Raw genomic sequence first — 22215 nt, 5'->3', positions numbered from 1 at the left:
CCGCCGGAGCGACATTCTTGACAGGGCATCGCGAAGTGCGTGTCAGGAGCTAAACGCGAAAAGGCGAAGTTCGTATAGATGCCTTGTTTTTTATTGGTGATGTCATGTAACATCTGAACTTGTAATAAATGTCGATTTGTAAATTTTGTCACAGAATAGGTCAGGAAAGCTGCCATGCCCGGCGAGTCAGGAAAGAAGCTGTTCGTCGGGCCGCGGTTCCGGCGGATCCGTCAGCAATTGGGGCTATCGCAGACCCAGATCGCCGAAGGGCTCGGCATCTCGCCCTCCTACATCAACCTGATCGAGCGCAACCAGCGGCCAGTGACGGCGCAGATCCTGCTTCGTCTCGCCGAAACCTACGATCTCGATCTGCGCGACCTCGCCACCGCCGACGAGGACCGCTTCTTCGCGGAACTCAACGAGATCTTCTCCGATCCGCTGTTCCGCCAGATCGACCTGCCGAAGCAGGAGCTGCGCGACCTCGCCGAGCTCTGCCCCGGCGTGACCCATGCGTTGCAGCGACTCTACGCCGCCTACACCGAGGCGCGCCGCGGCGAGACGCTGGTGGCGGCGCAGATGGCCGACCGCGAGGGCTCGCAGTTCGACGCCAATCCGATCGAGCGGGTGCGCGACCTGATCGAGGCCAACCGCAATTATTTTCCGGAGCTCGAGACCGCCGCCGAAAATCTGCGCGACGAGCTCAACGTACCGACCGAAGGGCTGTTCACCGCTCTCGCCGCCCGCTTGCGCGAAAAACATTCCATCGTCGCCCGCGTGATGCCGGTCGACGTGATGCGCGAGACGCTGCGCCGTTTCGACCGCCATCGCCGGCAGATCCTGATCTCCGAACTGGTCGACAGCTCGGGCCGCAGCTTCCAGCTCGCGCTGCAGATCGGTTTTGTCGAATGTGGCGCTGCGATCGACGCGATCGTCAGCCGCGCCGGCCCGCTCGACGACACCGCGCGCAGACTCTATCGCATCACGCTCGCCAATTATTTCGCGGCGGCCGCGATGATGCCCTACCAGGCGTTTCATTCCGCGGCCGAAGCCCTGAGCTACGACGTCCACGTGCTGGCGCAGCGCTTCAACGCCGGCTTCGAGCAGGTCTGCCACCGCCTCACCACGCTGCAACGACCGAACGCGCGCGGCGTGCCGTTCTTCCTGCTGCGTGTCGATAATGCGGGCAATGTGTCGAAGCGGTTTTCCTCCGGCACCTTCCCGTTCTCCAAGTTCGGCGGCACCTGCCCGCTCTGGAACGTGCATTCGACCTTCGACATGCCCGATCGCCTGCTCAGCCAGGTGATCGAGCTACCCGACGGCACGCGCTATTTCTCGATCGCGCAGACGGTGCGCCGGCCGGTTGCGCCCTACCCGCAGCCGCAGCCGCGCTTCGCGATCGGGCTCGGCTGTGAGATCCGTCACGCGGCCAAGCTGGTCTATGCGACCGGCATGGATCTGGAAAAGGCCGAGGGCACCCCGATCGGCGTCAACTGCCGGCTCTGCGAGCGCGAGAATTGCAGCCAGCGCGCCGAGCCGCCGATCACGCGCACCTTGATCCTGGATGAGACCACGCGGCGGGTGTCGTCGTTCGCATTCTCGAATGCGCGGGAATTGTAACTTCACCCTCTCCTGGAGAGGAGGGTTGTGAGTCAATCCACTGCGGCAGAGGCCTTGCACCAGCCGTCCTTGCTGATGGCGCCCTGGATCACCTTGCAGCCGTCGGGCGCGACGAACAGCGTGCACAGTCCGCAGGAGAGATCGAGCGATATCGATGCCTGGATTCTGGACGGATCTCACCACCCGAATATCAACCCGTTGACGGTATCCGGGCCGCCGGTTTAGGCCAAACTCGGGTGACGCGGCCACGCCAAAGGCATGTCAGCGAGGGAGCGGACGTCATGCGACGGCACAACCGGCCGGGGCTAATGCGAGCCAGTATGCGCGCGCGACATCCGCCCGGGCTAACGCCCATCCGTGACGCGCCCCGGATCAGCGGCGCGCAACGGCCCCCGCCTCCGCGCGGGGCGCTGCGAAGCGCCGCCGCGCGAGAGTGACATCGGCCATCAGGTCGATCTGCGCCGCGTTTTGTCGTTTGTCGCCGTCAGCTGCCCGGAGGCGAGTAGGCTGCCTTGAGCTTGGTTGCGTGCTGACGCACCACCCTGATCTCATCCTGCGTGAACAACCGGACCAGCTTCACATTCTGCATGGCGCCGGCCGCCACCACTACGCCGCTGATGGCAGGTGCGAAGCTCGGATCCGGTACGTCGAAGATCACCATCACACCGGGGCCGTCGGTCGCCGTGCTGTACATCGAAATCAACTTGCCGCCGGCTGACTCGATCAGTTTTTTCGCGGCCTCATATCGATTGGTCGCCGGGTTCTCCATGATGTTGTTGATCGAACGCGGCGTGTATTCACCCGAGAAGCAGAAATGCATGGCAATCGCTCCATTTGGCTGGGAATGAAAACAGCATTCACCCGGGCGTCGCCCGGGCAGGAGAAGATTTCGTACTGAAATGAATAAGAAAAGGCCTGCCGATGGCCATGAGCGCTGCCGCTCATTCTCCGGAATTCGGCGTAACCGGTGGCAGCTCACCGTGCAATCTACATCAAACGTCGCGCAAATGAAATCGCATTCCTGCGCGACGGACACGATGCAAGATCGGCGCTACACAGAGGGGCAGCGTGCCTGACGCACGAGCCAACGTCTTGCAAACAGAGGCAATCTGTCTCAGTGTCCCCGCGCCTGCCATCAAGAACAAGCGAAAGAACACGCATGAAGCTTCGTCCGCTCGGCCGCTCCGGTCTCACCGTCCCTCCCCTCTGCTTCGGCTGCAACGTGTTCGGCTGGACGGTGGACGAGGCGTCGTCGTTTCGCCTGCTCGACACCGTGCTGGATCATGGACTGACGTTCCTGGACACGGCGGACGTCTATTCGCGCTGGGTGCCGGGCCATCACGGCGGCGAGTCGGAGACGATCATCGGCAAGTGGATGAAGACGCGCGGCACCCGCGACCGCATCATCCTCGCCACCAAGGTCGGCATGGACATGGGTAACGGCAATGTCGGGCTGAAGCCGGATTACATCGCGCGCGCGGTCGAGGACTCGCTGCGGCGGCTGCAGACCGAGACCATCGATCTCTACCAGTCGCACAAGGACGACGAGACCACGCCGCAGGAAGAGACGCTCGCGGCCTATGACAAATTGATCAAGGCCGGCAAGATCAGGACAATCGGTGCCTCGAATTTTTCGGCGGAACGGCTCAAGAGCGCGCTCGATATTTCCAAGGCGAACGGACTGCCCCGCTACGAGAGCATGCAGCCCGAATACAGCCTCGCGGAGCGTTCCAGCTACGAAGGTGCGCTGCAGCGTGTCTGCGAGGAGAACGACGTCGGCGTGATCACGTTCTTCTCCCTCGCCGCGGGCTTCCTGACCGGCAAATATCGTTCGGAGAGCGACTTCGCCAAGAGCCCGCGCGGGTCGCGCAGCATTCCCAAATACATGAACCCGCGCGGCATGCGCATCCTCGCCTGTCTCGACGAGGTCGCCGCCGAGCAGCGCGCCGAGCCGGCCGCGGTCGCGCTCGCCTGGCTGATGGCAAAGCCCTCCATCACCGCGCCGATTGCCAGCGCCACCAAGCCGGAGCAGGTCGCCACGCTCGTCGCGGCGACGAAGCTCGAGCTGAGCAAGGACCAGGTCGCGCGGCTGGATGCCGCGAGCGCGTAGCGGGGCGGCCTGCCCTTCACCTCGCCCCGCTTGCCGTTCAATCTGCTCCTATGTTGCTCTAACCCCACGGCCCGCGCTGGCCCGACGATCCGCCCCACGGGCTGCGCGGCGGGTAGGTCGCGCCGGCCGGACGCGGCGCGGCCTGGGTGCCGAGCTCGGCGGCGAGCTGCTGGAGCGCGGCGATGCGGTTGGCGGTCGAGGGGTGGGTGGCGAACAGATTGTCGACGCCGTGGCCCGACAGCGGATTGATGATGAACATATGCGCGGTGGCGGGATTGCGCTCGGCCTCCATGTTCGGCACCTGATGCGCCGAATTCTCGATCTTGGCGAGCGCGGACGCCAGCCACATCGGCTGGCCGACGATGCGCGCACCATAATTGTCGGCGGCGTATTCGCGGGTGCGGCTGATCGCCATCTGCACCAGCATGGCGCCGAGCGGCGCCAGGATCATCATCGCGATCGAGCCGACGATGCCGGGGCCATTGTTGTTGCGGTTGCCGCCGAAGAACATGCCGAACTGCGCCAGCATCGAGATCGCGCCGGCGATCGTCGCCGTGATCGTCATGGTCAGCGTGTCGTGATGCTTGATATGCGCGAGCTCGTGCGCGATCACGCCGGCGAGCTCCTCGCGGCTGAGCTGCTGCATCAGGCCTGTGGTGACGGCGACCGCCGCGTTCTCCGGATTGCGGCCGGTCGCGAACGCATTGGGCTGCGCCTCGTCCATCACGAACACACGCGGCATCGGCAAGCTCGCGCGCTGCGCGAGCTCGCCGACGAGATTGTAAAGGTCCGGCGCCGAACGCGCATCGACCTGGTGGGCGCCGTACATCGACAGCACCATGCGATCGGAGTTCCAGTAGGTGAACAGGTTTGTCGCAGCCGCGACGAGCAGCGCGATCACGGCGCCGGTGCCGCCGCCGATCAGATAGCCGACGCCCATGAACAGCGCGGTGAGGCCGGCAAGCAGGAGCGCAGTGCGAAAATAGTTCATCGTGGTTCCCTGGCGGCAGGCAGAAATGCTGCCACAATCAACGCCGTTGAGGTAGGGATTTTGCGGCGCGCGCCGCAAGAGAAACCGGTGCGTCGCAGCGACGCGGCGCGGATTAACGATTGGTCATGTGCGCCGATCCGTTGGATCCATCCGGGCCACGCGCCCGGATGGCATCGCGCCTACTCCGCCGGCTCCTGCGCGAGCCGCACCTCCTTCTCGCGCAGCGCAACGCGCAGCATGCGGGCGAGCTGGGCCCGGCTGTAGGGCTTTCCGAGGAACAGGATGCCCTGCTCGAGCTTGCCGTCCTGGTCGATGGCATCATCGGTGTAGCCCGATGTGAACAGCACGCGCAGGCCGGGGCGTCTCCGCTTCGCCTCGGTGGCGAGGTCGCGCCCGTTCATCGCGCCGGGCATGATGACGTCGGTGAACAGGAGATCGACCGGCGCGCCGCTGTCGAGCACCGCGAGCGCTTCGTCGCCATTGTTGGCCGACAGCGTGGTGTAGCCGAGGCTCTCGATCTGGGTCAGCACGTAGGAGCGCACAAGCTTGTCGTCCTCGACGACCAGCACGATCTCCTGCGCACCGCGCGCCTCCGGCTGCCGCCGCTCGGGCGGCGCCGCAGCTGGCGAGACTGTCGCCGCACGCGGCAGGAACAGCATGACCCTGGTGCCGCGGCCGAGCTCGCTGTCGAGCACGATGTGGCCGTTGGACTGCTTGACGAAGCCGTAGACCATGCTGAGCCCGAGCCCTGTGCCCTTGCCGACGTCCTTGGTGGTGAAGAACGGCTCGAACACTTTTGCCAGATCGGCTTCGGCGATGCCCTGGCCGTTGTCGGTCAACGCGACCGCGACATAGTCACCGGCGGCGAGCCCGTCATGGCCGTGCACGTCAGACGGCTTGAACTCGGCGGTGCGGGTCTCGATCCGCAGCCGGCCGCCCTTCGGCATCGCGTCGCGCGCGTTCAGCGCGAGATTGATGATCGCGGTGACGAGCTGGTTGGCATCGACCAGCGCGCGCGGCAGGTCGGGCATCGGGCGAAAATCGATGTCGACATGGTCGCCGATGGTCGGCCGCAGCAGCTCGATGGTATCGACCATCAGCGCGTTGACGTCGACGTCGCTCGGCTGCAGCGGTTGCTTGCGCGCGAACGCCAGCAGATGCCGCGTCAGCGAGGCGCCGCGATCGGCGGCGTCGCGGATCAGGCCGGTGATCTCGGTGAGCTGGCGGTTGTGGGTGACCGCCTCGGCGAGAATGTCGATTGTGCCGGTAATGACGGTGAGGATGTTGTTGAAGTCGTGCGCGATGCCGCCGGTGAGCTGGCCGACCGCTTCCATCTTCTGCGCCTGGCGGATCTTGCTCTCATTCGCCTCGGCTTCGCGGAACCGCTCGAGCAGGAATTCCGAGCGCTGGCGCTGTCGTCCCTCCTCGGCGAGCGCGACATGCGCCTCGCGCAGCTGTTGCTCGCTCGGGATCGCCAAGATCTTCGGGATCAGCGGCCACAGCAGCACCGCGGTGATGATCGAGGCGATCGCGGTCAGCGCCTTCAGCAGGCCCTCGAGGCCATAGATCGGCACCCACAGCGTGTAGATCGAAAACACATGGGTGAGGCCACAGGCGAGGATGAAGGTGGCAAACGGCCAGGCCATCCAGCCGAACTGGAAATCGCGCCGCTTGGAGACCAGGATCGCGAGCGCAAACGGGATCGAGAAATAGGAAGCGGCAATCAGTGCGTCTGAAATCACGTGGAGCCAGATCAGTTCCGGCTCCCACAACAGGCAGATGCCGTGTGGCGAAAACGTCGACGAATCCAACAGACGCTCGAGAAAACTCCACATGGGTCCCTCCGGGCGTGATCGATCCGCCGACACCCCTGCCCGCGAATCACTTGCCGATCATAGCGGCGGCTATTCAACCTGCCGAAGCTCAATTGGTCTAAGAGGCGCACCCCCGTTGTTGCCCGGTGTCGCCCTGGTGTATGCAGGATCAGTTTTATCCCCCTATTCAAGCCGGTGATACCGATGCCAGCATCTCCCCTCCGCGCCCCGATCAGGATCGCAGCGATCGCGGGGGCGCTGGCGCTGTCCTCGCTTGCTCAGGCGCAGCAGCCGCTGCCCAATCCGGCAGCTGCCGCCCCGGTCCGGGCGCGCCCGGCCGCCGTGCCCTCGCCAAGGGCTGCGTCCTGCCACAACGGGCAGAGCTTTGATCGCTTCCTCGCCGAGTTGAAACAGAAGGCGGTCGCCGCCGGCGTCTCGCAGCGTACGATCGCGGAGACGGCGCCCTACCTGGTCTACGACCAGGGCATCGTCAACCGCGATCGCGGCCAGCGCGTGTTCGGGCAGATCTTCACCCAGTTCGCCGGCCGCATGGCCGCGAACTACCGCATGCAGCAGGGCCAGCAATACATCAGAACCTATGCCGCAGCGTTCGCTCGCGCCGAGAAGGAGTACGGCGTGCCGCCGGCTGTGATCGCGGCGTTCTGGGGGCTGGAGAGCGATTTCGGCGCCCAGATGGGCAATCTGCCGACGCTGAAATCGCTGGTGTCGCTGGCCTATGACTGCCGCCGCTCGGAGATGTTCCAGGGCGAGACCATCGCGGCGCTGAAAATCATCGAGCGCGGCGACCTCTCGCCCGACGAGATGATCGGCTCATGGGCCGGCGAGCTCGGCCAGACGCAATTCCTGCCGACGCATTATTTCAACTACGCCGTCGACTATGACGGCGATGGCCATCGCAACCTGCTCGCCAGCGGCCCCGACGTGATCGGCTCGACCGCGAACTACATCGCGAACGGATTGAAATGGCGGCGCGGCGAGCCGTGGCTGCAGGAGGTGCGCGTGCCGCAGGCCGCGAATTTTCCTTGGGACCAGGCCGACCTCACCATCAAGCTGCCGCGCTCGAAATGGGTCGCGCTCGGCATCACCCTGACCGACGGCAAGGCTCTGCCGAATGACGAGTTGCCGGCCTCGCTGCTGCTGCCGATGGGCCGGATGGGTCCGGCGTTCCTCGCCTACCCGAACTTCGCCGCCTACACCGAGTGGAACAACTCGCTGATCTATTCCACCACCGCCGGCTATCTCGCCGGCCGCATCGCGGGCGCACCGCCGATGCAGCGGCCGCACGCCCCGGTCGCGCAATTGCCGTTCAACGAGATCAAGGAGCTGCAGGGGCTTTTGGCGCGTGCCGGCTATGATGTCGGCAAGATCGACGGCGTGCTCGGCCAGGCGAGCCGCAGCGCGGTGAAAGCGATGCAGATGAAATACGGCCTGCCGGCGGATTCCTGGCCGACCGCGGAGCTCCTGGCACGGATGCGTGGCGGCGGTCGCACGCAGCCGGCCGCAGATGCGACGGGGCCGGGGACGCGGTGAGACAGCGTCACAACAGCGCTTGACTGCCCCTTACGCAGGTCAGATGCGCGGCCGAGCCGCAGGCGAGGCCTCATGCCGTTGGCGGCAGCCGGTCCTGGTCCAATGCAAGCAGCAACGACGCGACACGATTGGCTGAAGCTGCCCACTCCGCGAGCTTGGCATAGTTGTCCGTAAACCAGTTGAAGGCCGACTGCACCACGACGAACGCCGCCGACGCCTGAACCACCTCGCCGAGCGTCATCGCGTCGGCGAGATACTTTGGAAGACACAGCAGAAGACCGATCACCGGCGTTATCAAAAGCCCGGTGTAGGTCACCAGCGTCATTCGCATCAGCTGCCAGCAATAGATGCGCCAGACTCCAATGACGGCCTTCAGGGCCGCACCAATGACATGCCGCCCATCCGTGTTGGCAGCAAGCTGCACCTTGCCTTCTCCGCTCTCCCGCAGATGCGTTCCGATCGCTCTTAGTTCGGCCTCCGTTCGCTTGTTTTCCTCAATGACGCGCGTCAATCGACCGGCTGTCAGCCAAATGGCGGCCGCAAGCAGCGCAGAATACGTGATCACCGCAATGACGAGGTAGCCCGGGAGCAGCAGCGCCAATCCGCCGGCTTGAACCGTCAGGCTCCCCCCCACAGACCAGAGCACACCGATGAAAGTTGCGATCGTCAGCAGCGACTGCAGCAAGCCGACCACAAGGTCGATCGGGAGATCGGTCGCAACCTTGGCATCCTCGGCGATGCGATACTCGGGGGCCTCGCTGTCTCCCTGCATGAAACGCAGTCTCTTGTAGCGGTCGTCCCTGAGCCAGTAGTCGTAAAGGCGGCTGCTCAACCATGCGCGCCACGATCGCTGCAGGGTCATACGAGCCCAAACCGAGCAGACGTCCAGCCCGATGCTGGCCCCCGCTAGCGGCACGAACCGTAGTGCCTGATAGATCAACTCCGGCTGGTTCTTCTGTTCCACCGCGTTGAAGAAGTCACGGTTCCAGAAATTCAATCCGTATTGGGTCAGAAGCTGAAGGACGACGTTCGCGATCAGCAGGATGACCAGAAACCAGCCGAACCAGGCTGATGACCCTCGCCAATATCCGGACGCGCTCTGCCAAAAGCGAAGCAGGAGCTGCTTTTCTTCCGTAGCGAAACGGGTCCTTGTCAGCATCGGGTCTAGGATCGTCAACCGGTGTTGGCGTTGATCAAGCTGGTGTCCCGCGCATTCCCTACCCCGCGCAAGAATCATCAGTCGGCATTCGGACCATCATCGCGGACCGGCGATATGTGTTCGCCAACCTTTCGTCATGCCTCGCGGACACAAACTCAATCTGCCGCCTTCGGCTCGATATCCCATTGATCCGCATCAATAGTGAGGACCGCGGCCCCGGTTGCGGTGCTGTCGACCGCCCCGTGATCTCCCACGAGGTTCGAGAGATGCCGGAGAGGCCTCTCGAGGGGATCTCGCGACAACGCCTTTGAAGAATGCAAGCAGAACATTTGTCTGCTGTTGCGGCCCTTCTCGGTTGTATTTTCCACAAACCGCCCCATGTGCAGCATCGCCGTTCGCTAACGTCCGGACTTTCATCAGCACCAGGGAGCATCACATGTCCTTTCATGACGCCGTCGTCCCCGCCTATCTGCAGATCCTCAACAGCCTCGCCGGCGAGCTGACCAAGGCCGAGGCGCATTGCGAGGCCAGGAAGATCGCGCCCGAGGTCCTGCTGGGGTCGCGGCTCTATCCGGACATGCTGCCGCTGACCAAGCAGATCCAGCTGGTCTGCGACCATGCCTCCAGGGGCTGCGCGCGGCTGACCCATAGCGCGGTGCCGTCGACACCCGACACCGAGAAGAGCTTCGGCGAATTGAAGCAGCGGCTGGCCAACACGATCGACTATGTGAAGTCGTTCAAGCCGGAGCAGTTCGAGGGCGGCGAAGCCAAGGACGTCACCTTCCCGATCGGCCCCGAGCGCACCATGACCCTGAAGGGCCAGCAATTCCTCAACGCGTTCTCGTTCCCGAACTTCTATTTCCACGCCGTCACCGCGCACGGCATTCTGCGCCACAACGGCGTCGAGGTCGGCAAGCGCGACTTCCTCGGCGTCAGCTGACGCGATATTCCCCGGCGCGGGATTTTCCGCCTTCGCCAAGGCTTCGGCGGACACGTCGCCTCACGCTCCCTCTCGTGCTACTGCTCCCTGACAACAACAAGACGTCAGGGAGCACGCCAATGTCGACCACAACCCACGCGCCGAAAGCCATCGATCCCTCAGCCTCGCTGCACGCGGAAGCGCTGGGGCTGGCCAAGAACCACGGCCGCCTCGCGGGCCGGCGCATCATCGTGGTCGGCGCGGGACAGCGCACAACGGTCGATGAAGCGCCGCCGATCGGCAACGGCCGCGCCATGAGCGTGCTATTTGCGCGCGAGGGCGCATCCGTCGCCTGCCTCGACGTCAACAAGGAGGCCGCCGACGACACCGTCGCGCAGATCACCAGGGAGGGCGGCAAGGCCTTCACCGATGTCGTCGATGTCTCCGACGTCGCGGCGATCGGGCCCGCGGTCGAGCGCTGCACGCAAAAGCTCGGCGGGCTCGACGGGCTGGCGCTTAATGTCGGCATCTCCTCCGGCCTGTCGCTGCCCAAGATGACGGCAGAAGCCTGGGACCGCGACTACGCCGTCAACGTGCGCAGCCACATGCTGTTCGCGCAGAAGGCGCTGGAAGTGATGGCGCCCGGCGGCGCGATCATCCTGATCTCCTCGATGGCTAGTCAGCGCGCCGGCGGCCGCAACCCGGCCTATGAATCCTCCAAGGCGGCGCAGATCGCGCTCGGCCGGGCGATCGCGCGGGCCGGCGAGGACAAGGGCATTCGCTGCAATGTGATCGCGCCCGGCTTCATGGATACGCCGATGGGCCGCGATGCCAGCCGAAGGCGGTCGGACCGCGCCGTGACAGTGCCTTTCGGCCGCCAGGGCACCGGCTGGGAGGTGGCCTATACCGCGCTGTTCCTGATTTCGAATGAATCATCCTATGTGAACGCGCACACGCTGTTCCTCGATGCCGGCCACATGGGCGGGATCGTGCGTGGCTGATCTGCGGACCGGCCATTGCGCTCGTCGCCGCAATGCACAACTCTCCCTCATCGATCATTGTCTGGAACATTTCACATGAGCCAATCGACCAAACTCCTCGAGCCCTACAAGCTGGGCGCGCTGACCTTGCCGAACCGCCTGGTGATGGCGCCGCTGACGCGCAACCGCGCGGTGCCGCCCGGCATGGTGCCAAGCCCGCTCGCGGTGGACTATTACGGCCAGCGCGCCTCCGCCGGCCTTCTGATCACCGAGGCGAGCCAGGTCTCGCAGCAGGGCCAAGGCTATCAGGACACGCCCGGCATCTATTCGAAGGAGCAGGTCGAGGCCTGGCGCAAGGTCACCGATCGCGTGCATGAGCGCGGCGGCCGCATCTTCATCCAGATCTGGCATGTCGGCCGCATCTCGCACACCTCGCTGCAGCCGAACGGCGGCGCGCCGGTGGCGCCGAGCGCGATCCGCGCCAAGACCAAGACCTTCGTCAACGGCACCTTCGCCGACGTGTCCGAGCCGCGCGCGCTCGAGCTGTCGGAAATCCCAGGGATTATCGAGGACTTCAAGCGCGGCACCGCGAACGCGCTGGCCGCCGGCTTCGACGGCGTCGAAATCCACGGCGCCAACGGCTATCTGCTCGACCAGTTCGCCCGCGACAGCACCAACAAGCGCACCGACGCCTATGGCGGCTCGATCGAGAAACGCGCGCAGCTGATGCTGGAGGTTTCCAAGGCGGTCACCAAGGAAGCCGGCGCCGATCGCACCGGCATCCGCATCTCGCCGGTGACGCCGGCCAACGACGTCTCCGACTCTAATCCGCAGCCGCTGTTCGACCACATCGTCGACCAGCTCAACGCGTTGAAGCTGACCTATATCCACGTCATCGAAGGCGCTACCGGCGGCCCGCGCGACAATGCCCCGTTCGACTACGCTTCGCTGCGCAAGCGCTTCAAGCAGACCTATATCGCCAACAACGGCTACGACTTCGCGCTGGCCGAGAAGGTGCTGGAGGCCGGTGCGGCCGACCTGATCGCATTTGGCAAGCCGTTCATCTCCAACCCCGATCTGGTCGAGCGGCTCAAGGCCGGCGCCCCGCTCAACGCGTGGGACAAGGCGACCTTCTACGGCGGCGGCGCCAGGGGTTACACGGATTACCCGACGCTGAAGGCGACCGAAGCGGCGGAGTAACTACACCAAAACGAGTCATGCCCCGCGAAGGCGGGGCATCCAGTATTCCAGAGATGCCGGCGGTTGATTGAGACGCCGCGGCATACTGGATCGCCCGGTCAGGCCGGGCGATGACAACGGAGAAAACAGAAAGGCCGGGATCGCCCCGGCCTTTTTCATTGCGCGCTATCTGATTTCCATGCATCGACGGCCTCGCGGCACGACAAGCGCTGGCCTCGACCTCCTGCACCGCATAGCATGGTGCGTATCGAGAGCATAACGTGGTCATATGCGGGAATGAGCAAGGACAACGCCGAGGATATCGTCCGACGCGCGACCGCAGCGTTCAACAGCGGCCGGCACGACGAGGCGATCGCGCTTTGCGAGCGCGGCCTTGCACGCCAACCCGGCGAGCCGATGCTGAGCCACCTGCTGGCCGCCGTGCTGTTTGCCAAGGGCGAGATCGCGCCGGCTCGCAGCCATGTCGAGACCAGCCTGGCGCAGCGCCCGGACAATGCCGCGGCGCGGCTGCTCGCCGCCCGCCTCGCCCGCGCCGATGGAGAATTCGACGTCGCGCTGACGCATCTCGACCGCGCCATCGCGCTGAAGCCACAGCGCGATGTCTTCGTCGAGAAGGCCCGCACGCTGGATCTGGCCGGCCGCAAGGCGCAGGCGCGCGAGGCCTGGCAGGCGATCCTCAAAGCGATTCCCGAGCATCAGGAAGCCAATGCGCGGCTCGGGCGGCTGGCCTGGGAGGATGGCGAGCTCGCCAGAGCCGCAGGCCTGCTTGCGCGCGCCACCGCGGGCCCAGCACCGGCCTCGGTGTGGTTCGATCTCGGCGTCACAAAGCAGGATCTGCGCGACCACGACGGCGCGGCACAGGCCTATCGCAAGGCGCTCGAGATCAAGCCGGACTATGCCGAAGCCGCCCTCAATCTCGGGATCGCGCTGCAGGAGCGTGGAGACACCGACGGCGCAATGCAGGCCTTCGCACGCGCCTATGCCTTGCGTTCGCAACTGTTCGGATCGATCGCGATGGCGCTGACCTCAGCCCCGCACGGCCGACTGTGGCTCGATGAGAAGGCGCTGCGTAAGGCGTTAAGTAACTAGCCGCCCGCGCTTGGCGCGGAAATGCTTGCGGTAGACGTTGGGCGCGGCCAGCACCTCGCCGACCACTTTCGCATAGGCTTGGCGGTGTGCATCGTCGAAGGCTTCGAACACCAGTTCGGGGGCCTCGCGCGGCACGGCGAAGCATTGCGCGACCGGCGTCCCCTTCGGCAACACGCCGGCAAAATCGGGCGCGGTCCAGACCGCCGGGAAATTGATCCCGCCGTCGTGAAACCGGTCGGCGTCGACGAGCCCCGAGATCAGCCGGAACGGCAGGTCGTCGCGATTGACCGGATGCGTCGCGAATAGCGACCAGCCCGGTTCGAGCTCGATGGTCCAGAAGCTGTTGAATTTCAGCGCGGCCTGCCCGTTGGCGAACGGCGCGCCGGCGAATTGCGCAGGCGGATGGAAGCTGAGCGGCGCGCGCGGGTGACCCTGCGTTGCCGGCTCCGGAATGTCCCAGTCCCATGCGAACGTGCCGTGCTCGACCCTGACATCGCAAGGCAGCGGGATCATGATCCCGTAGGCCATCGCATCGACGAAGGGCGGGCATTGCTTGACCGTGCGGATGTCGCGGTCGTGGATGTCGGAATGCGCCTTCGCCGGCATCGCGCGCAGCCAATTGGGCAACGCAGTGCGGGCCGGGAACGGCCGCGGCAGATGTTCGGCAAACCGCGGATCGCAGCGAAAAATCATGCGCATGATGACCTCATCGCGTCATTTGAGCACAATCCCGAAAGGGGCTCCACTCTTCCGGATATAAGCGTCGATCAAGTAAAAAAGGCCGGGATTGCTCCCGGCCTTTCGCAGTCTGCGGATGGCGTGGGCTGGTACGCCTTGCCGCCTTACTTCGCTTCGGCGCGCTTGGGCGGGCTCGCCGGCCACGACTTGATCAGGGTGTCGTAGTCGATCGTCTCGCCCTTCGGCTTCTCGTTCGCGAGCTTGCGCTGCGGAGCGATGGTGCCGTCCTTCTCGGCCTTCTTGTACCAGTACTCGGCGGTTTCCTTCTTGTTCAGCTTCGGTCCGCAGGCACCCTGCACACCGGACTTCTCAAGACGCTCCATCACCGAATCCTGGGCCGCGGCCAGCGCGTCCATCGCAGCTTGCGGCGTCTTCGCACCGGACGACGCATCGCCGATGTTCTGCCACCACAGCTGAGCGAGCTTCGGATAGTCGGGCACGTTGTTGCCGGTCGGGGTCCACTGCACGCGGGCGGGCGAGCGGTAGAACTCGATCAGGCCGCCGAGCTTCGGCGCGCGCTCGGTGAACGACTTGTCCCAGATGTCGGATTCACGGATGAAGGTGAGACCGACTTGGCTCTTCTTCAGGCTCGTCGTCTTGGAGACGATGAACTGCAGATAGAGCCAGGCCGCCTTGCGGCGATCGACCGGGGTCGACTTCAAGAGCGTGGCCGAACCCACGTCCTGGTAGCCGAGCTTCATGCCGTCCTTCCAGTACGAGCCGTGCGGCGACGGAGCCATACGCCACTTCGGCGTACCGTCCGCGTTCATCACGGCGATGCCCGGCTTCACCATGTCGGCGGTGAAGGCGGTGTACCAGAAGATCTGCTGGGCGATGTTGCCCTGCGACGGCACCGGACCCGACTCGGAGAAGGTCATGCCCTGGGCCTGCGGCGGAGCATACTTCTTCATCCAGTCGAGGTACTTGACGATCGAGTAGACCGCCGCCGGGCCGTTGACGTCGCCGCCGCGCTCGACCGACGAGCCGACCGGACGGCAGCCTTCCATGCGGATGCCCCATTCGTCGACCGGCAGGCCGTTCGGGAGACCCTTGTCGCCGTTGCCGGCCATCGACAGCCAGGCGTCGGTGAAACGCCAGCCGAGCGACGGATCCTTCTTGCCATAGTCCATATGGCCGTAGACCTTGACGCCGTTGATCTCCTTGACGTCGTTGGTGAAGAAGTCGGCGATATCTTCATAGGCCGACCAGTTCACGGGCACGCCGAGATCGTAGCCATACTTGGCCTTGAACTTGGCCTTGTACTCCGGGTTGGTGAACCAGTCGTAGCGGAACCAATAGAGGTTCGCGAACTGCTGGTCGGGCAGCTGATAGAGGTGGCCGTTCGGCGCCGTGGTGAACGACTTGCCGATGAAGTCGTCGACGTCGAGCATCGGGTCGGTGACGTCCTTGGCTTCGCCCTTCATCCATTCCGTCAGATCGACCGCCTGGCCGTAACGGAAGTGGGTGCCGATGAAGTCGGAGTCGTTGATCCAGCCGTCATAGACGTTCTTGCCGGACTGCATCTGGGTCTGGATCTTCTCGACGACGTCACCTTCCTGGATGATGTCGTGCTTGACCTTGATGCCGGTGATTTCCTCGAACGCCTTGGCGAGCGTGCGGGATTCGTATTCGTGCACCGTCAGGGTTTCGGAGACGACGTTGATCTCCATGCCCTTGAAGGGGGCAGCGGCCTTGATGAACCACTGCATTTCCTTCATCTGGTCGTCCTTGGAGAGGGTCGACGGCTGGAATTCGCTGTCGATCCACTTCTTCGCGGCCGCCTCGTCGGCGCGAGCCGGCGCGGCGATAGCCACTGATGCCACAGCCAGCGCGACGACGCTGGTCATGGTCAGAAGACTATCCTTGGTCCTTCTCAAGTGTCGCATGTTGATTCCTCCGGTTGCAGCGACAAACTAAGTACCCCAGGTCCGGGTAGACCCCGGATCTGCTCTTTTTCGCCTCTCAGACGGTGCGAAAGATCACCGCAGCTGAGGCAAGCGAAATCAGTGTTGCGAGCCACAGGCTCGAAATATCAATGCCCTCCCCGATCGGCAGGGTAAAAATCGGATCGGTACCGACGAGGCCTATCCACAGCAAATGGATCACCGCCGCCAGCACCAGCGAGACGAACAACCGATCGCCGCGCGTGGTCGGAATCCGCAGCACGCCGACCCGCTCCGCTTCGGGATAGGCGATCGCGAGCCAGGTCATCATGCCGAGCGTAGAGGCAAGCAGCACGAAGAAGACCGCGGTCGGCCAGGTCCATGCCATCCATGCGATGCTGTCCATGGGCGCCTCCTAAACCCGGCCGAGCGCGAAGCCGCGCGCGATGTAGTTGCGGACGAACCAGATCACGAGCGCGCCGGGGATGATGGTGAGCACGCCGGCGGCGGCAAGCAGACCCCAGTCCATGCCGGCAGCCGACACCGTGCGCGTCATGATCGCCGCGATCGGCTTGGCCTGCACCGAAGTCAGCGTGCGCGCCAGCAGCAGCTCGACCCAGGAGAACATGAAGCAGAAGAACGCGGCGACGCCGATGCCGCTCGCGATCAGCGGCACCAGGATCTTGATGAAGAAGCGCGGGAACGAATAGCCGTCGAGGAACGCGGTCTCGTCGATCTCGCGCGGCACGCCGGAGACGAAGCCTTCGAGGATCCACACCGCCAGCGGCACGTTGAAGATGCAGTGCGCGAGCGCGACCGCCCACGGCGTATCGAACAGGCCGATCGCCGAATAGAGGTTGAAGAACGGCAGCGCATAGACCGCCGCCGGTGCCATGCGGTTCGACAGCAGCCAGAAGAACAGATGCTTGTCGCCGAGGAAGCGGTAGCGCGAGAACGCGTAGGCCGCCGGCAGCGCCACCGCGATCGAGATCACGGTGTTGATGACGACATATTCCAGCGAATTAATGTAGCCTGAATACCAGCTCTCGTCGGTGAAGATGCGTCGGTAGTGCTGCAGCGTCGGCGTGTGCGGCCACAAGGTCATCGTCGAGACGATCTCGGCGTTGGTCTTGAAGCTCATGTTGACGAGCCAGTAGATCGGCAACAGCAGGAAGATCAGGAACAGCGCCATGATCAGGCGGCGGCCGGGGATCGAGTGCATCACGCCGCTCCTTCCTTGACCGGACGCTCGGAGCCGGCATTGGTCATCACGGTGTAGAACACCCAGCACACGATCAGGATGATCAGATTGTAGACCAGCGAGAGCGCCGCGGCCTTGCCGAGGTCGAACTGGCCGAGCGCGATCTTGACGAGCTCGATCGAGACGAAGGTCGTCGAGTTGCCGGGACCGCCGCCGGTGACCACGAACGGCTCGGTGTAGATCATGAAGCTGTCCATGAAGCGCAGCAGCACCGCGATCAGCAGCACGCGGTTCATCTTCGGCAGCTGGATCGCCTTGAACACCGCCCAGCGCGAGGCGCCGTCGATCTGCGCCGCCTGGTAATAGGCGTCGGGGATCGACTTCAGGCCGGCGTAGCACAGCAGCGCGACGAGGCTGGTCCAGTGCCAGACGTCCATCACGATGACGGTGACCCAGGCGTCGACTTCATTGGAGACGTAATTGTAATTGAAGCCGAGATGGTTCAGCACATAGCCGAGCAGGCCGATGTCGGGCCGGCCGAAGATCTGCCAGATGGTTCCGACCACGTTCCACGGAATCAGCAGCGGCAACGCGAGGATGACGAGGCAGGCCGCGACGCTCCAGCCCTCGCGCGGCATCGACAGCGCGACGACGATGCCGAGCGGCACCTCGATCGCAAGGATCACGGCGGAGAAGAACAGATTACGGCCGAGCGAGGCCAGGAAGCGGCCGCCGAGATCGGTCGAGGGATCGAGCAGCTCCTTGAACCAGCCGACGCCGTTCCAGAAGAACTGGTTGTTGCCGAAGGTGTCCTGCATCGAATAGTTCACGACCGTCATCAGCGGCAGCACTGCCGAGAACGCGACCACCAGGAACACCGGCAGCACCAGGAACCAGGCTTTTTGGTTGATCGTCTTGTCCATCAGGCGACCCCTTCCACCAAATGGCTGTCGGCATAGACGTGGACATAGGCGGGATTGAAAACGAGACCGGCGGTATCGCCGGAGACCGAGAAGCCCGGCGGCACGCGCGCCGCGAGCTTGGTATTGCCGACGCGCACGCGGGCGAACTGGATGCGGCCGAGATCGTCGATCCGTTCGATGGTGGCCGAGAGCAGTCCCGACGCGGGCGCCGCGACATCGACGAACTCCGGCCGTACGCCGATCTCGATCTTCTTGCCGGCCGGCAGGACACCATAGTTGCGATGCAGGCCGATGACATGGCCGTCGATCCGCGCCTCGTGGCCTGAGACCTCGGCGGGCACGATGTTCATGCCGGGCGAACCGATGAAATAGCCGACGAAGGTGTGCGCCGGCTTGTCGAACAGTTCGGCTGGCGTTCCGCTCTGCACCACGCGGCCATCATGCATGACGACCACGGTGTCGGCGAAGGTCAGCGCCTCGGTCTGATCATGGGTGACGTAGATCATCGTGAGGTCGAGCTCTCGATGCAGCGCCTTCAGCTTAGAGCGCAATTGCCACTTCAGCTCGGGATCGATCACCGTCAGCGGCTCGTCGAACAACACGGCGGCGACGTCGGAACGCACCAGACCGCGGCCGAGCGAGATCTTCTGCTTGGCGTCGGCGGTCAGCCGCGTCGCCTTGCGGTTCAGGTACGGTGTGAGGTCGAGCAGACCGGCGATCTGCTTGACCCGTGCATCGACCTCGGCCTTGGCGATGCCGCGGTTCTTCAGCGGGAACGCCAGATTCTCGCCCACCGTCATGGTGTCGTAGATCACAGGGAACTGGAACACCTGCGCGATGTTGCGCTTCTGCGTCGACAGCGGCGTGATGTCACGGCCGTCGAACAGGATCTGTCCGCGCGACGGCGTCACGATGCCGGAAATCAAATTGAGTAGCGTGGTCTTGCCGCAGCCGGACGGCCCGAGCAACGCATAGGCGCCGCCCTGCCGCCAGGTCATGGTGACCGGCTTCAGCGCGAACGATTCCAGCGGCGCATCATTGCCGTTGTAGGACTGCGCGAGATCGACGAGGTCAATGCGAGCCATGAAGCATCTCCCTCACTTCGAGAAATTTGTTGCGGGTGAAGCGACGAGGCGGTCGGCCGCGTCGAACACGAAGATGTTGTCGGGATCGAGCGCGGCGTCGAGCACCTGCCCGGGTTCATATTCGTGCACGCCGTGCAGCACCGCGACCCAGTTGGAGTCATGGACATGGACGTGCACGAAGCTCTCCGAGCCGGTGATCTCGGTCACGGTCACGGTGGCAGCGAATTTGTGGCGGCCGGCCGCGACGTTGCCGACATCGAGCTGGTGGGCGCGGAAACCGATCCGGTAGGCGCCGTCAGGCAGGCTGGCATAGAGGCCGGCCGCGGGCGCCTGCTCACCACCGGCATAGATCACCCGGTCACCCTTCTTTTCGATGCCGATGATGTTGAGCGGCGGATCGGAGAACACCTGCGCGACGCGCAACGTGTCGGGATGACGGTAGACCTTCGGCGTCGCGCCGGTCTGCAGCGCCTGGCCTTCCCACATGCACACCGTATCGCCGCCGAGCAACAGCGCCTCCGACGGCTCGGTGGTGGCGTAGACGAAGATCGCGCCGGAGGCCTCGAAGATGCGCGGCAGTTCGGCACGCAGCTCCTCGCGCAGCTTGTAGTCGAGGTTGGCGAGCGGCTCGTCGAGCAGCACGAGGTCGGCGCCCTTGACCAGCGCGCGGGCGATCGCGGTGCGCTGCTGCTGGCCGCCGGAGAGCTGCAGCGGCGTGCGCTTCAGATAAGGCTCGAGCCGCAACAGAGCGGCCGCTTCGGCGACCCGCTTCTCGATCTCGGCCTTCGGCTTGCCCTGCACCCGCAGCGGCGAGGCGATGTTCTCGTAGACCGTCAGCGAGGGATAGTTGATGAACTGCTGGTAGACCATCGCGACCGAGCGCTGCCGCACGTCGGCGCCGGTGACGTCCTTGCCGTCGACCAGCACGCGCCCGGTGGCCGGCTTGTCGAGGCCGGCGAGCAGCCGCATGATCGAGGTCTTGCCCGACAGCGTCGGCCCGAGCAGCACGCTGAGCGTGCCACGCTCCAGCGTCAGCGACACATCGCGGATAGTCGGAACGCCATCCACGGTTCGCGTGACGTTCTGCAGTGCAACGCTCATGCCCGTCCTCCCGCTTCGCGGAGGGGACGTTCACCGGACACGCGGTTGGCGGCCATCCACTCATCGAGCGCGGCGATTTCACCCGCCGTCATCCGCAAGCCCAGCTTGGATCGTCGCCAGACGACATCTTCCGCAGTCCGAGCCCATTCGTTTGCCATCAGGTACCGGACTTCACTCTCCGTCAAGGTCGCGCCGAACGAGCGACCGAGATCTTCAGCCGATGCTGCATTGCCGAGGACCTTTGCGGCACGCGTGCCGTAGGCGTGCGCGAGACGGTTGGCGTGGGGCTGCGCGAGGAACGGATGGTTGCGAACCAGTTCGGCGGCGAGCGCCGCGACCGCGGAGACATCCATGTCGCCGCCGGGCAGCGGCGCCTTGCCGGTCCAGCCCTCCTGCGCTTTCGCGCCCTTTAGATAAGGCGCGAGCCGCTCCAGCGCCTCTTCGGACAGCCGGCGATAGGTCGTGATCTTGCCGCCATAGATCGACAGCAGCGGCGCACCGCCGGGCGTATCGAGCTCGAACACATAGTCGCGGGTCGCGGCCTTGGCCTCGCTCGCGCCGTCGTCATAGAGCGGACGCACGCCGGAGTAATCCCAAACCACGTCCTGCGGCTTCACCGGCTTGGCGAGGTATTCGCTTGCGGAGGCGCAGAGATACTCGATCTCCTCCTGCGTCGCCTTCACCTTGGCCGGATCGCCGTCATAGTCGCGATCGGTAGTGCCGATCAGCGAAAATTCGTTCTGATAGGGAATCACGAAGATGATGCGGCCGTCGGCATTCTGGAAGATGTAGGCGCGGTCGTGGTCGTAGAGCTTGGGCACCACGATGTGCGAGCCCTGCACCAGGCGCACCTTGGCCCGCGCGTTGACGCCGGCGCCTGACGCCAGCACCTGCTCGACCCAGGGACCGCCGGCATTGACCAGCACGCGCGCCTTAATCGTCTCACGCGAGCCGCTCGTCGCATCCTCGACCGTGACGTGCCAGATGCCGTCAACCTGCCGGGTCTCGACCGCGCGGGTGCGGGTGCGGATCTCGGCGCCGCGATCGGCGGCGTCGCGCGCGGTCAGCGCAACCAGCCGCGCATCGTCGACGAAGCAGTCGGAATATTCAAAGCCCTTGGTGTAGCGGCCGGGGATCAGCGGCTTGCCGACCACGTCGCGGGTCAGATCGACCGAGCGCGTCGCCGGCAACAGATGCCGGCCGCCGATATGATCGTAGAGGAAGAGGCCGAGCCGCAGCAGCCAGGCCGGGCGCAGGCCCGCGTGGTGCGGCAAAACGAAACGCAGCGGTCGAATGATGTGGGGCGCGATCTGCCAGAGGATCTCGCGCTCGATCAGCGCCTCGCGCACCAAACGAAACTCGTAATATTCGAGATAGCGCAGGCCGCCATGCACGAGCTTGGTCGACCAGGACGACGTCCCGCTGGCCAAGTCATTCATTTCACACAGGAAAACAGAATTACCCCGGCCCGCCGCATCGCGCGCGATGCCGCAGCCATTAACGCCGCCTCCGATGATGGCGAGGTCGTAAATCTGATCCAAAGAATGCTTCCCCCGGCAACCGCCTTCGCTTTGGCGGTTTTACTTTCGGATTGGAGTAGATCACAACAAAAAACGAAAGCAAAGCGAAAACGGGGAACTTGAGCTGGGGATTTTTTGGGCGGGATGGTCGTAGCGGGGGCAGAGCCATGCACGAATCTCGGACCGTCGCCCCCCGCGCAGCGGCGGCGCCGTTATCGCTGAGGTGCAAGCGCAATCGAGCCGCTTCATCCTCCCCTGGAGGGGGTGAACGGCCGCGTATCTAATTTGGATGTCGTCGACGAGTCAGCGAAGGCACAGACGATTCAGAGCACCG

19 protein-coding genes are annotated in these 22215 nt (G+C 64.5%); 7 read left to right on the top strand and 12 right to left on the bottom strand.

Annotated features, from left to right (window positions below; all coding sequences use genetic code 11):
• Positions 1–174 precede the first annotated feature (174 nt).
• Positions 175–1617 (top strand): helix-turn-helix domain-containing protein, encoded by a 1443-nt coding sequence (locus CK489_RS17840; RefSeq protein WP_050627196.1) that lies wholly within the window; start codon positions 175–177, stop codon positions 1615–1617.
• Between the two features lie 484 nt (positions 1618–2101).
• On the opposite strand, the gene CK489_RS42310 is transcribed toward CK489_RS17840, so the two are convergent.
• Positions 2102–2653 (bottom strand): GYD domain-containing protein, encoded by a 552-nt coding sequence (locus CK489_RS42310; RefSeq protein ID WP_245350405.1) that lies wholly within the window; start codon positions 2651–2653, stop codon positions 2102–2104.
• Positions 2654–2776: 123 nt separating this feature from the next.
• Between CK489_RS42310 and CK489_RS17830 the strand changes: the two genes are divergently transcribed.
• Positions 2777–3727 (top strand): aldo/keto reductase, encoded by a 951-nt coding sequence (locus CK489_RS17830; protein WP_095733154.1) that lies wholly within the window; start codon positions 2777–2779, stop codon positions 3725–3727.
• Positions 3728–3785: 58 nt separating this feature from the next.
• On the opposite strand, the gene htpX is transcribed toward CK489_RS17830, so the two are convergent.
• Together htpX and CK489_RS17820 are read right to left on the bottom strand one after the other, a co-directional pair.
• Positions 3786–4718: a zinc metalloprotease HtpX gene (gene htpX / locus CK489_RS17825; RefSeq protein WP_095733153.1), complete on the bottom strand. Its 933-nt coding sequence runs from the start codon at positions 4716–4718 to the stop codon at positions 3786–3788.
• Positions 4719–4897: 179 nt separating this feature from the next.
• The gene (locus CK489_RS17820) at positions 4898–6553 is read right to left on the bottom strand and encodes an ATP-binding protein (protein ID WP_095733152.1); all 1656 of its coding nucleotides are present in this window, start codon (positions 6551–6553) and stop codon (positions 4898–4900) included.
• Positions 6554–6736: 183 nt separating this feature from the next.
• On the opposite strand from CK489_RS17820, the gene CK489_RS17815 reads away from it, so the two are divergent.
• Positions 6737–8083, top strand: coding sequence for a lytic murein transglycosylase (locus CK489_RS17815; protein ID WP_095733151.1), 1347 nt, complete (start codon positions 6737–6739; stop codon positions 8081–8083).
• A 70-nt stretch (positions 8084–8153) separates the two neighbouring features.
• On the opposite strand, the gene CK489_RS17810 is transcribed toward CK489_RS17815, so the two are convergent.
• A complete protein-coding gene (locus CK489_RS17810; protein WP_095733689.1) occupies positions 8154–9242 on the bottom strand; it encodes an SbmA/BacA-like family transporter in 1089 nt (362 codons plus the stop codon).
• 436 nt (positions 9243–9678) lie between these two features.
• Between CK489_RS17810 and CK489_RS17800 the strand changes: the two genes are divergently transcribed.
• The 4 genes from CK489_RS17800 (at position 9679) to CK489_RS17785 (ending at position 13430) form a co-directional block, all read left to right on the top strand.
• A complete protein-coding gene (locus CK489_RS17800; protein WP_095733149.1) occupies positions 9679–10182 on the top strand; it encodes a DUF1993 domain-containing protein in 504 nt (167 codons plus the stop codon).
• A 119-nt stretch (positions 10183–10301) separates the two neighbouring features.
• On the top strand, positions 10302–11162 hold the full coding sequence (locus CK489_RS17795; RefSeq protein WP_095733148.1) for an SDR family NAD(P)-dependent oxidoreductase: 861 nt from the start codon (positions 10302–10304) through the stop codon (positions 11160–11162).
• Between the two features lie 75 nt (positions 11163–11237).
• Positions 11238–12341 (top strand): alkene reductase, encoded by a 1104-nt coding sequence (locus CK489_RS17790; protein ID WP_095733147.1) that lies wholly within the window; start codon positions 11238–11240, stop codon positions 12339–12341.
• 276 nt (positions 12342–12617) lie between these two features.
• Entirely contained in the window at positions 12618–13430 is an 813-nt protein-coding gene (locus CK489_RS17785) for a tetratricopeptide repeat protein (RefSeq protein WP_095733146.1), read from the top strand.
• Here CK489_RS17785 and CK489_RS17780 read toward each other — a convergent pair.
• The 8 genes from CK489_RS17780 to glpD all read right to left on the bottom strand — a co-directional run bounded on the left by CK489_RS17780 (position 13419) and on the right by glpD (position 21902).
• Positions 13419–14129 carry a hypothetical protein gene (locus CK489_RS17780; RefSeq protein ID WP_095733145.1) on the bottom strand — a complete coding sequence of 237 codons (711 nt, stop codon included), beginning with the start codon at positions 14127–14129 and terminating at the stop codon, positions 13419–13421. The two genes, CK489_RS17785 and CK489_RS17780, sit on opposite strands and share 12 nt — an antisense overlap.
• 143 nt (positions 14130–14272) lie before the next feature.
• Complete coding sequence (locus tag CK489_RS17775; RefSeq protein ID WP_167529103.1) at positions 14273–16015, bottom strand: ABC transporter substrate-binding protein; 1743 nt, start codon at positions 16013–16015, stop codon at positions 14273–14275.
• A 115-nt stretch (positions 16016–16130) separates the two neighbouring features.
• Positions 16131–16457 carry a DUF2160 domain-containing protein gene (locus tag CK489_RS17770; protein WP_074127829.1) on the bottom strand — a complete coding sequence of 109 codons (327 nt, stop codon included), beginning with the start codon at positions 16455–16457 and terminating at the stop codon, positions 16131–16133.
• 9 nt (positions 16458–16466) lie between these two features.
• On the bottom strand, positions 16467–17273 hold the full coding sequence (locus CK489_RS17765) for a carbohydrate ABC transporter permease (RefSeq protein WP_021075985.1): 807 nt from the start codon (positions 17271–17273) through the stop codon (positions 16467–16469).
• Positions 17273–18175 carry a carbohydrate ABC transporter permease gene (locus tag CK489_RS17760; protein ID WP_050627184.1) on the bottom strand — a complete coding sequence of 301 codons (903 nt, stop codon included), beginning with the start codon at positions 18173–18175 and terminating at the stop codon, positions 17273–17275. The genes CK489_RS17765 and CK489_RS17760 overlap by 1 nt, the downstream gene beginning before the upstream one ends.
• The gene (locus tag CK489_RS17755; RefSeq protein WP_095733143.1) at positions 18175–19260 is read right to left on the bottom strand and encodes an ABC transporter ATP-binding protein; all 1086 of its coding nucleotides are present in this window, start codon (positions 19258–19260) and stop codon (positions 18175–18177) included. The genes CK489_RS17760 and CK489_RS17755 overlap by 1 nt, the downstream gene beginning before the upstream one ends.
• Positions 19261–19272: 12 nt before the next feature.
• Positions 19273–20361, bottom strand: coding sequence for an ABC transporter ATP-binding protein (locus CK489_RS17750; RefSeq protein WP_050627182.1), 1089 nt, complete (start codon positions 20359–20361; stop codon positions 19273–19275).
• On the bottom strand, positions 20358–21902 hold the full coding sequence (gene glpD, locus CK489_RS17745) for a glycerol-3-phosphate dehydrogenase (RefSeq protein ID WP_095733142.1): 1545 nt from the start codon (positions 21900–21902) through the stop codon (positions 20358–20360). Before glpD ends, CK489_RS17750 begins: the two co-directional genes overlap by 4 nt.
• Between the last annotated feature and the right edge of the window lie 313 nt (positions 21903–22215).

Source organism: Bradyrhizobium sp. UFLA03-84 (genome assembly GCF_002289535.1).
Classification (GTDB): domain Bacteria; phylum Pseudomonadota; class Alphaproteobacteria; order Rhizobiales; family Xanthobacteraceae; genus Bradyrhizobium; species Bradyrhizobium viridifuturi.
The sequence above is the reverse complement of the archived record's forward strand: the minus strand, read 5'-3'. Positions and strand labels throughout refer to the sequence as shown.

What these genes read in the sequence shown, in the direction of transcription:
- CK489_RS17840 (WP_050627196.1), top strand. Translation starts at nt 175, where the DNA reads ATGCCCGGCGAGTCAGGAAAGAAGCTGTTCGTCGGGCCGCGGTTCCGG.
- CK489_RS17830 (WP_095733154.1), top strand. Translation starts at nt 2,777, where the DNA reads ATGAAGCTTCGTCCGCTCGGCCGCTCCGGTCTCACCGTCCCTCCCCTC.
- htpX (WP_095733153.1), bottom strand. Translation starts at nt 4,718, where the DNA reads ATGAACTATTTTCGCACTGCGCTCCTGCTTGCCGGCCTCACCGCGCTG.
- CK489_RS17820 (WP_095733152.1), bottom strand. Translation starts at nt 6,553, where the DNA reads ATGTGGAGTTTTCTCGAGCGTCTGTTGGATTCGTCGACGTTTTCGCCA.
- CK489_RS17815 (WP_095733151.1), top strand. Translation starts at nt 6,737, where the DNA reads ATGCCAGCATCTCCCCTCCGCGCCCCGATCAGGATCGCAGCGATCGCG.
- CK489_RS17810 (WP_095733689.1), bottom strand. Translation starts at nt 9,242, where the DNA reads ATGCTGACAAGGACCCGTTTCGCTACGGAAGAAAAGCAGCTCCTGCTT.
- CK489_RS17800 (WP_095733149.1), top strand. Translation starts at nt 9,679, where the DNA reads ATGTCCTTTCATGACGCCGTCGTCCCCGCCTATCTGCAGATCCTCAAC.
- CK489_RS17795 (WP_095733148.1), top strand. Translation starts at nt 10,302, where the DNA reads ATGTCGACCACAACCCACGCGCCGAAAGCCATCGATCCCTCAGCCTCG.
- CK489_RS17790 (WP_095733147.1), top strand. Translation starts at nt 11,238, where the DNA reads ATGAGCCAATCGACCAAACTCCTCGAGCCCTACAAGCTGGGCGCGCTG.
- CK489_RS17785 (WP_095733146.1), top strand. Translation starts at nt 12,618, where the DNA reads ATGAGCAAGGACAACGCCGAGGATATCGTCCGACGCGCGACCGCAGCG.
- CK489_RS17780 (WP_095733145.1), bottom strand. Translation starts at nt 14,129, where the DNA reads ATGCGCATGATTTTTCGCTGCGATCCGCGGTTTGCCGAACATCTGCCG.
- CK489_RS17775 (WP_167529103.1), bottom strand. Translation starts at nt 16,015, where the DNA reads ATGACCAGCGTCGTCGCGCTGGCTGTGGCATCAGTGGCTATCGCCGCG.
- CK489_RS17770 (WP_074127829.1), bottom strand. Translation starts at nt 16,457, where the DNA reads ATGGACAGCATCGCATGGATGGCATGGACCTGGCCGACCGCGGTCTTC.
- CK489_RS17765 (WP_021075985.1), bottom strand. Translation starts at nt 17,273, where the DNA reads ATGCACTCGATCCCCGGCCGCCGCCTGATCATGGCGCTGTTCCTGATC.
- CK489_RS17760 (WP_050627184.1), bottom strand. Translation starts at nt 18,175, where the DNA reads ATGGACAAGACGATCAACCAAAAAGCCTGGTTCCTGGTGCTGCCGGTG.
- CK489_RS17755 (WP_095733143.1), bottom strand. Translation starts at nt 19,260, where the DNA reads ATGGCTCGCATTGACCTCGTCGATCTCGCGCAGTCCTACAACGGCAAT.
- CK489_RS17750 (WP_050627182.1), bottom strand. Translation starts at nt 20,361, where the DNA reads ATGAGCGTTGCACTGCAGAACGTCACGCGAACCGTGGATGGCGTTCCG.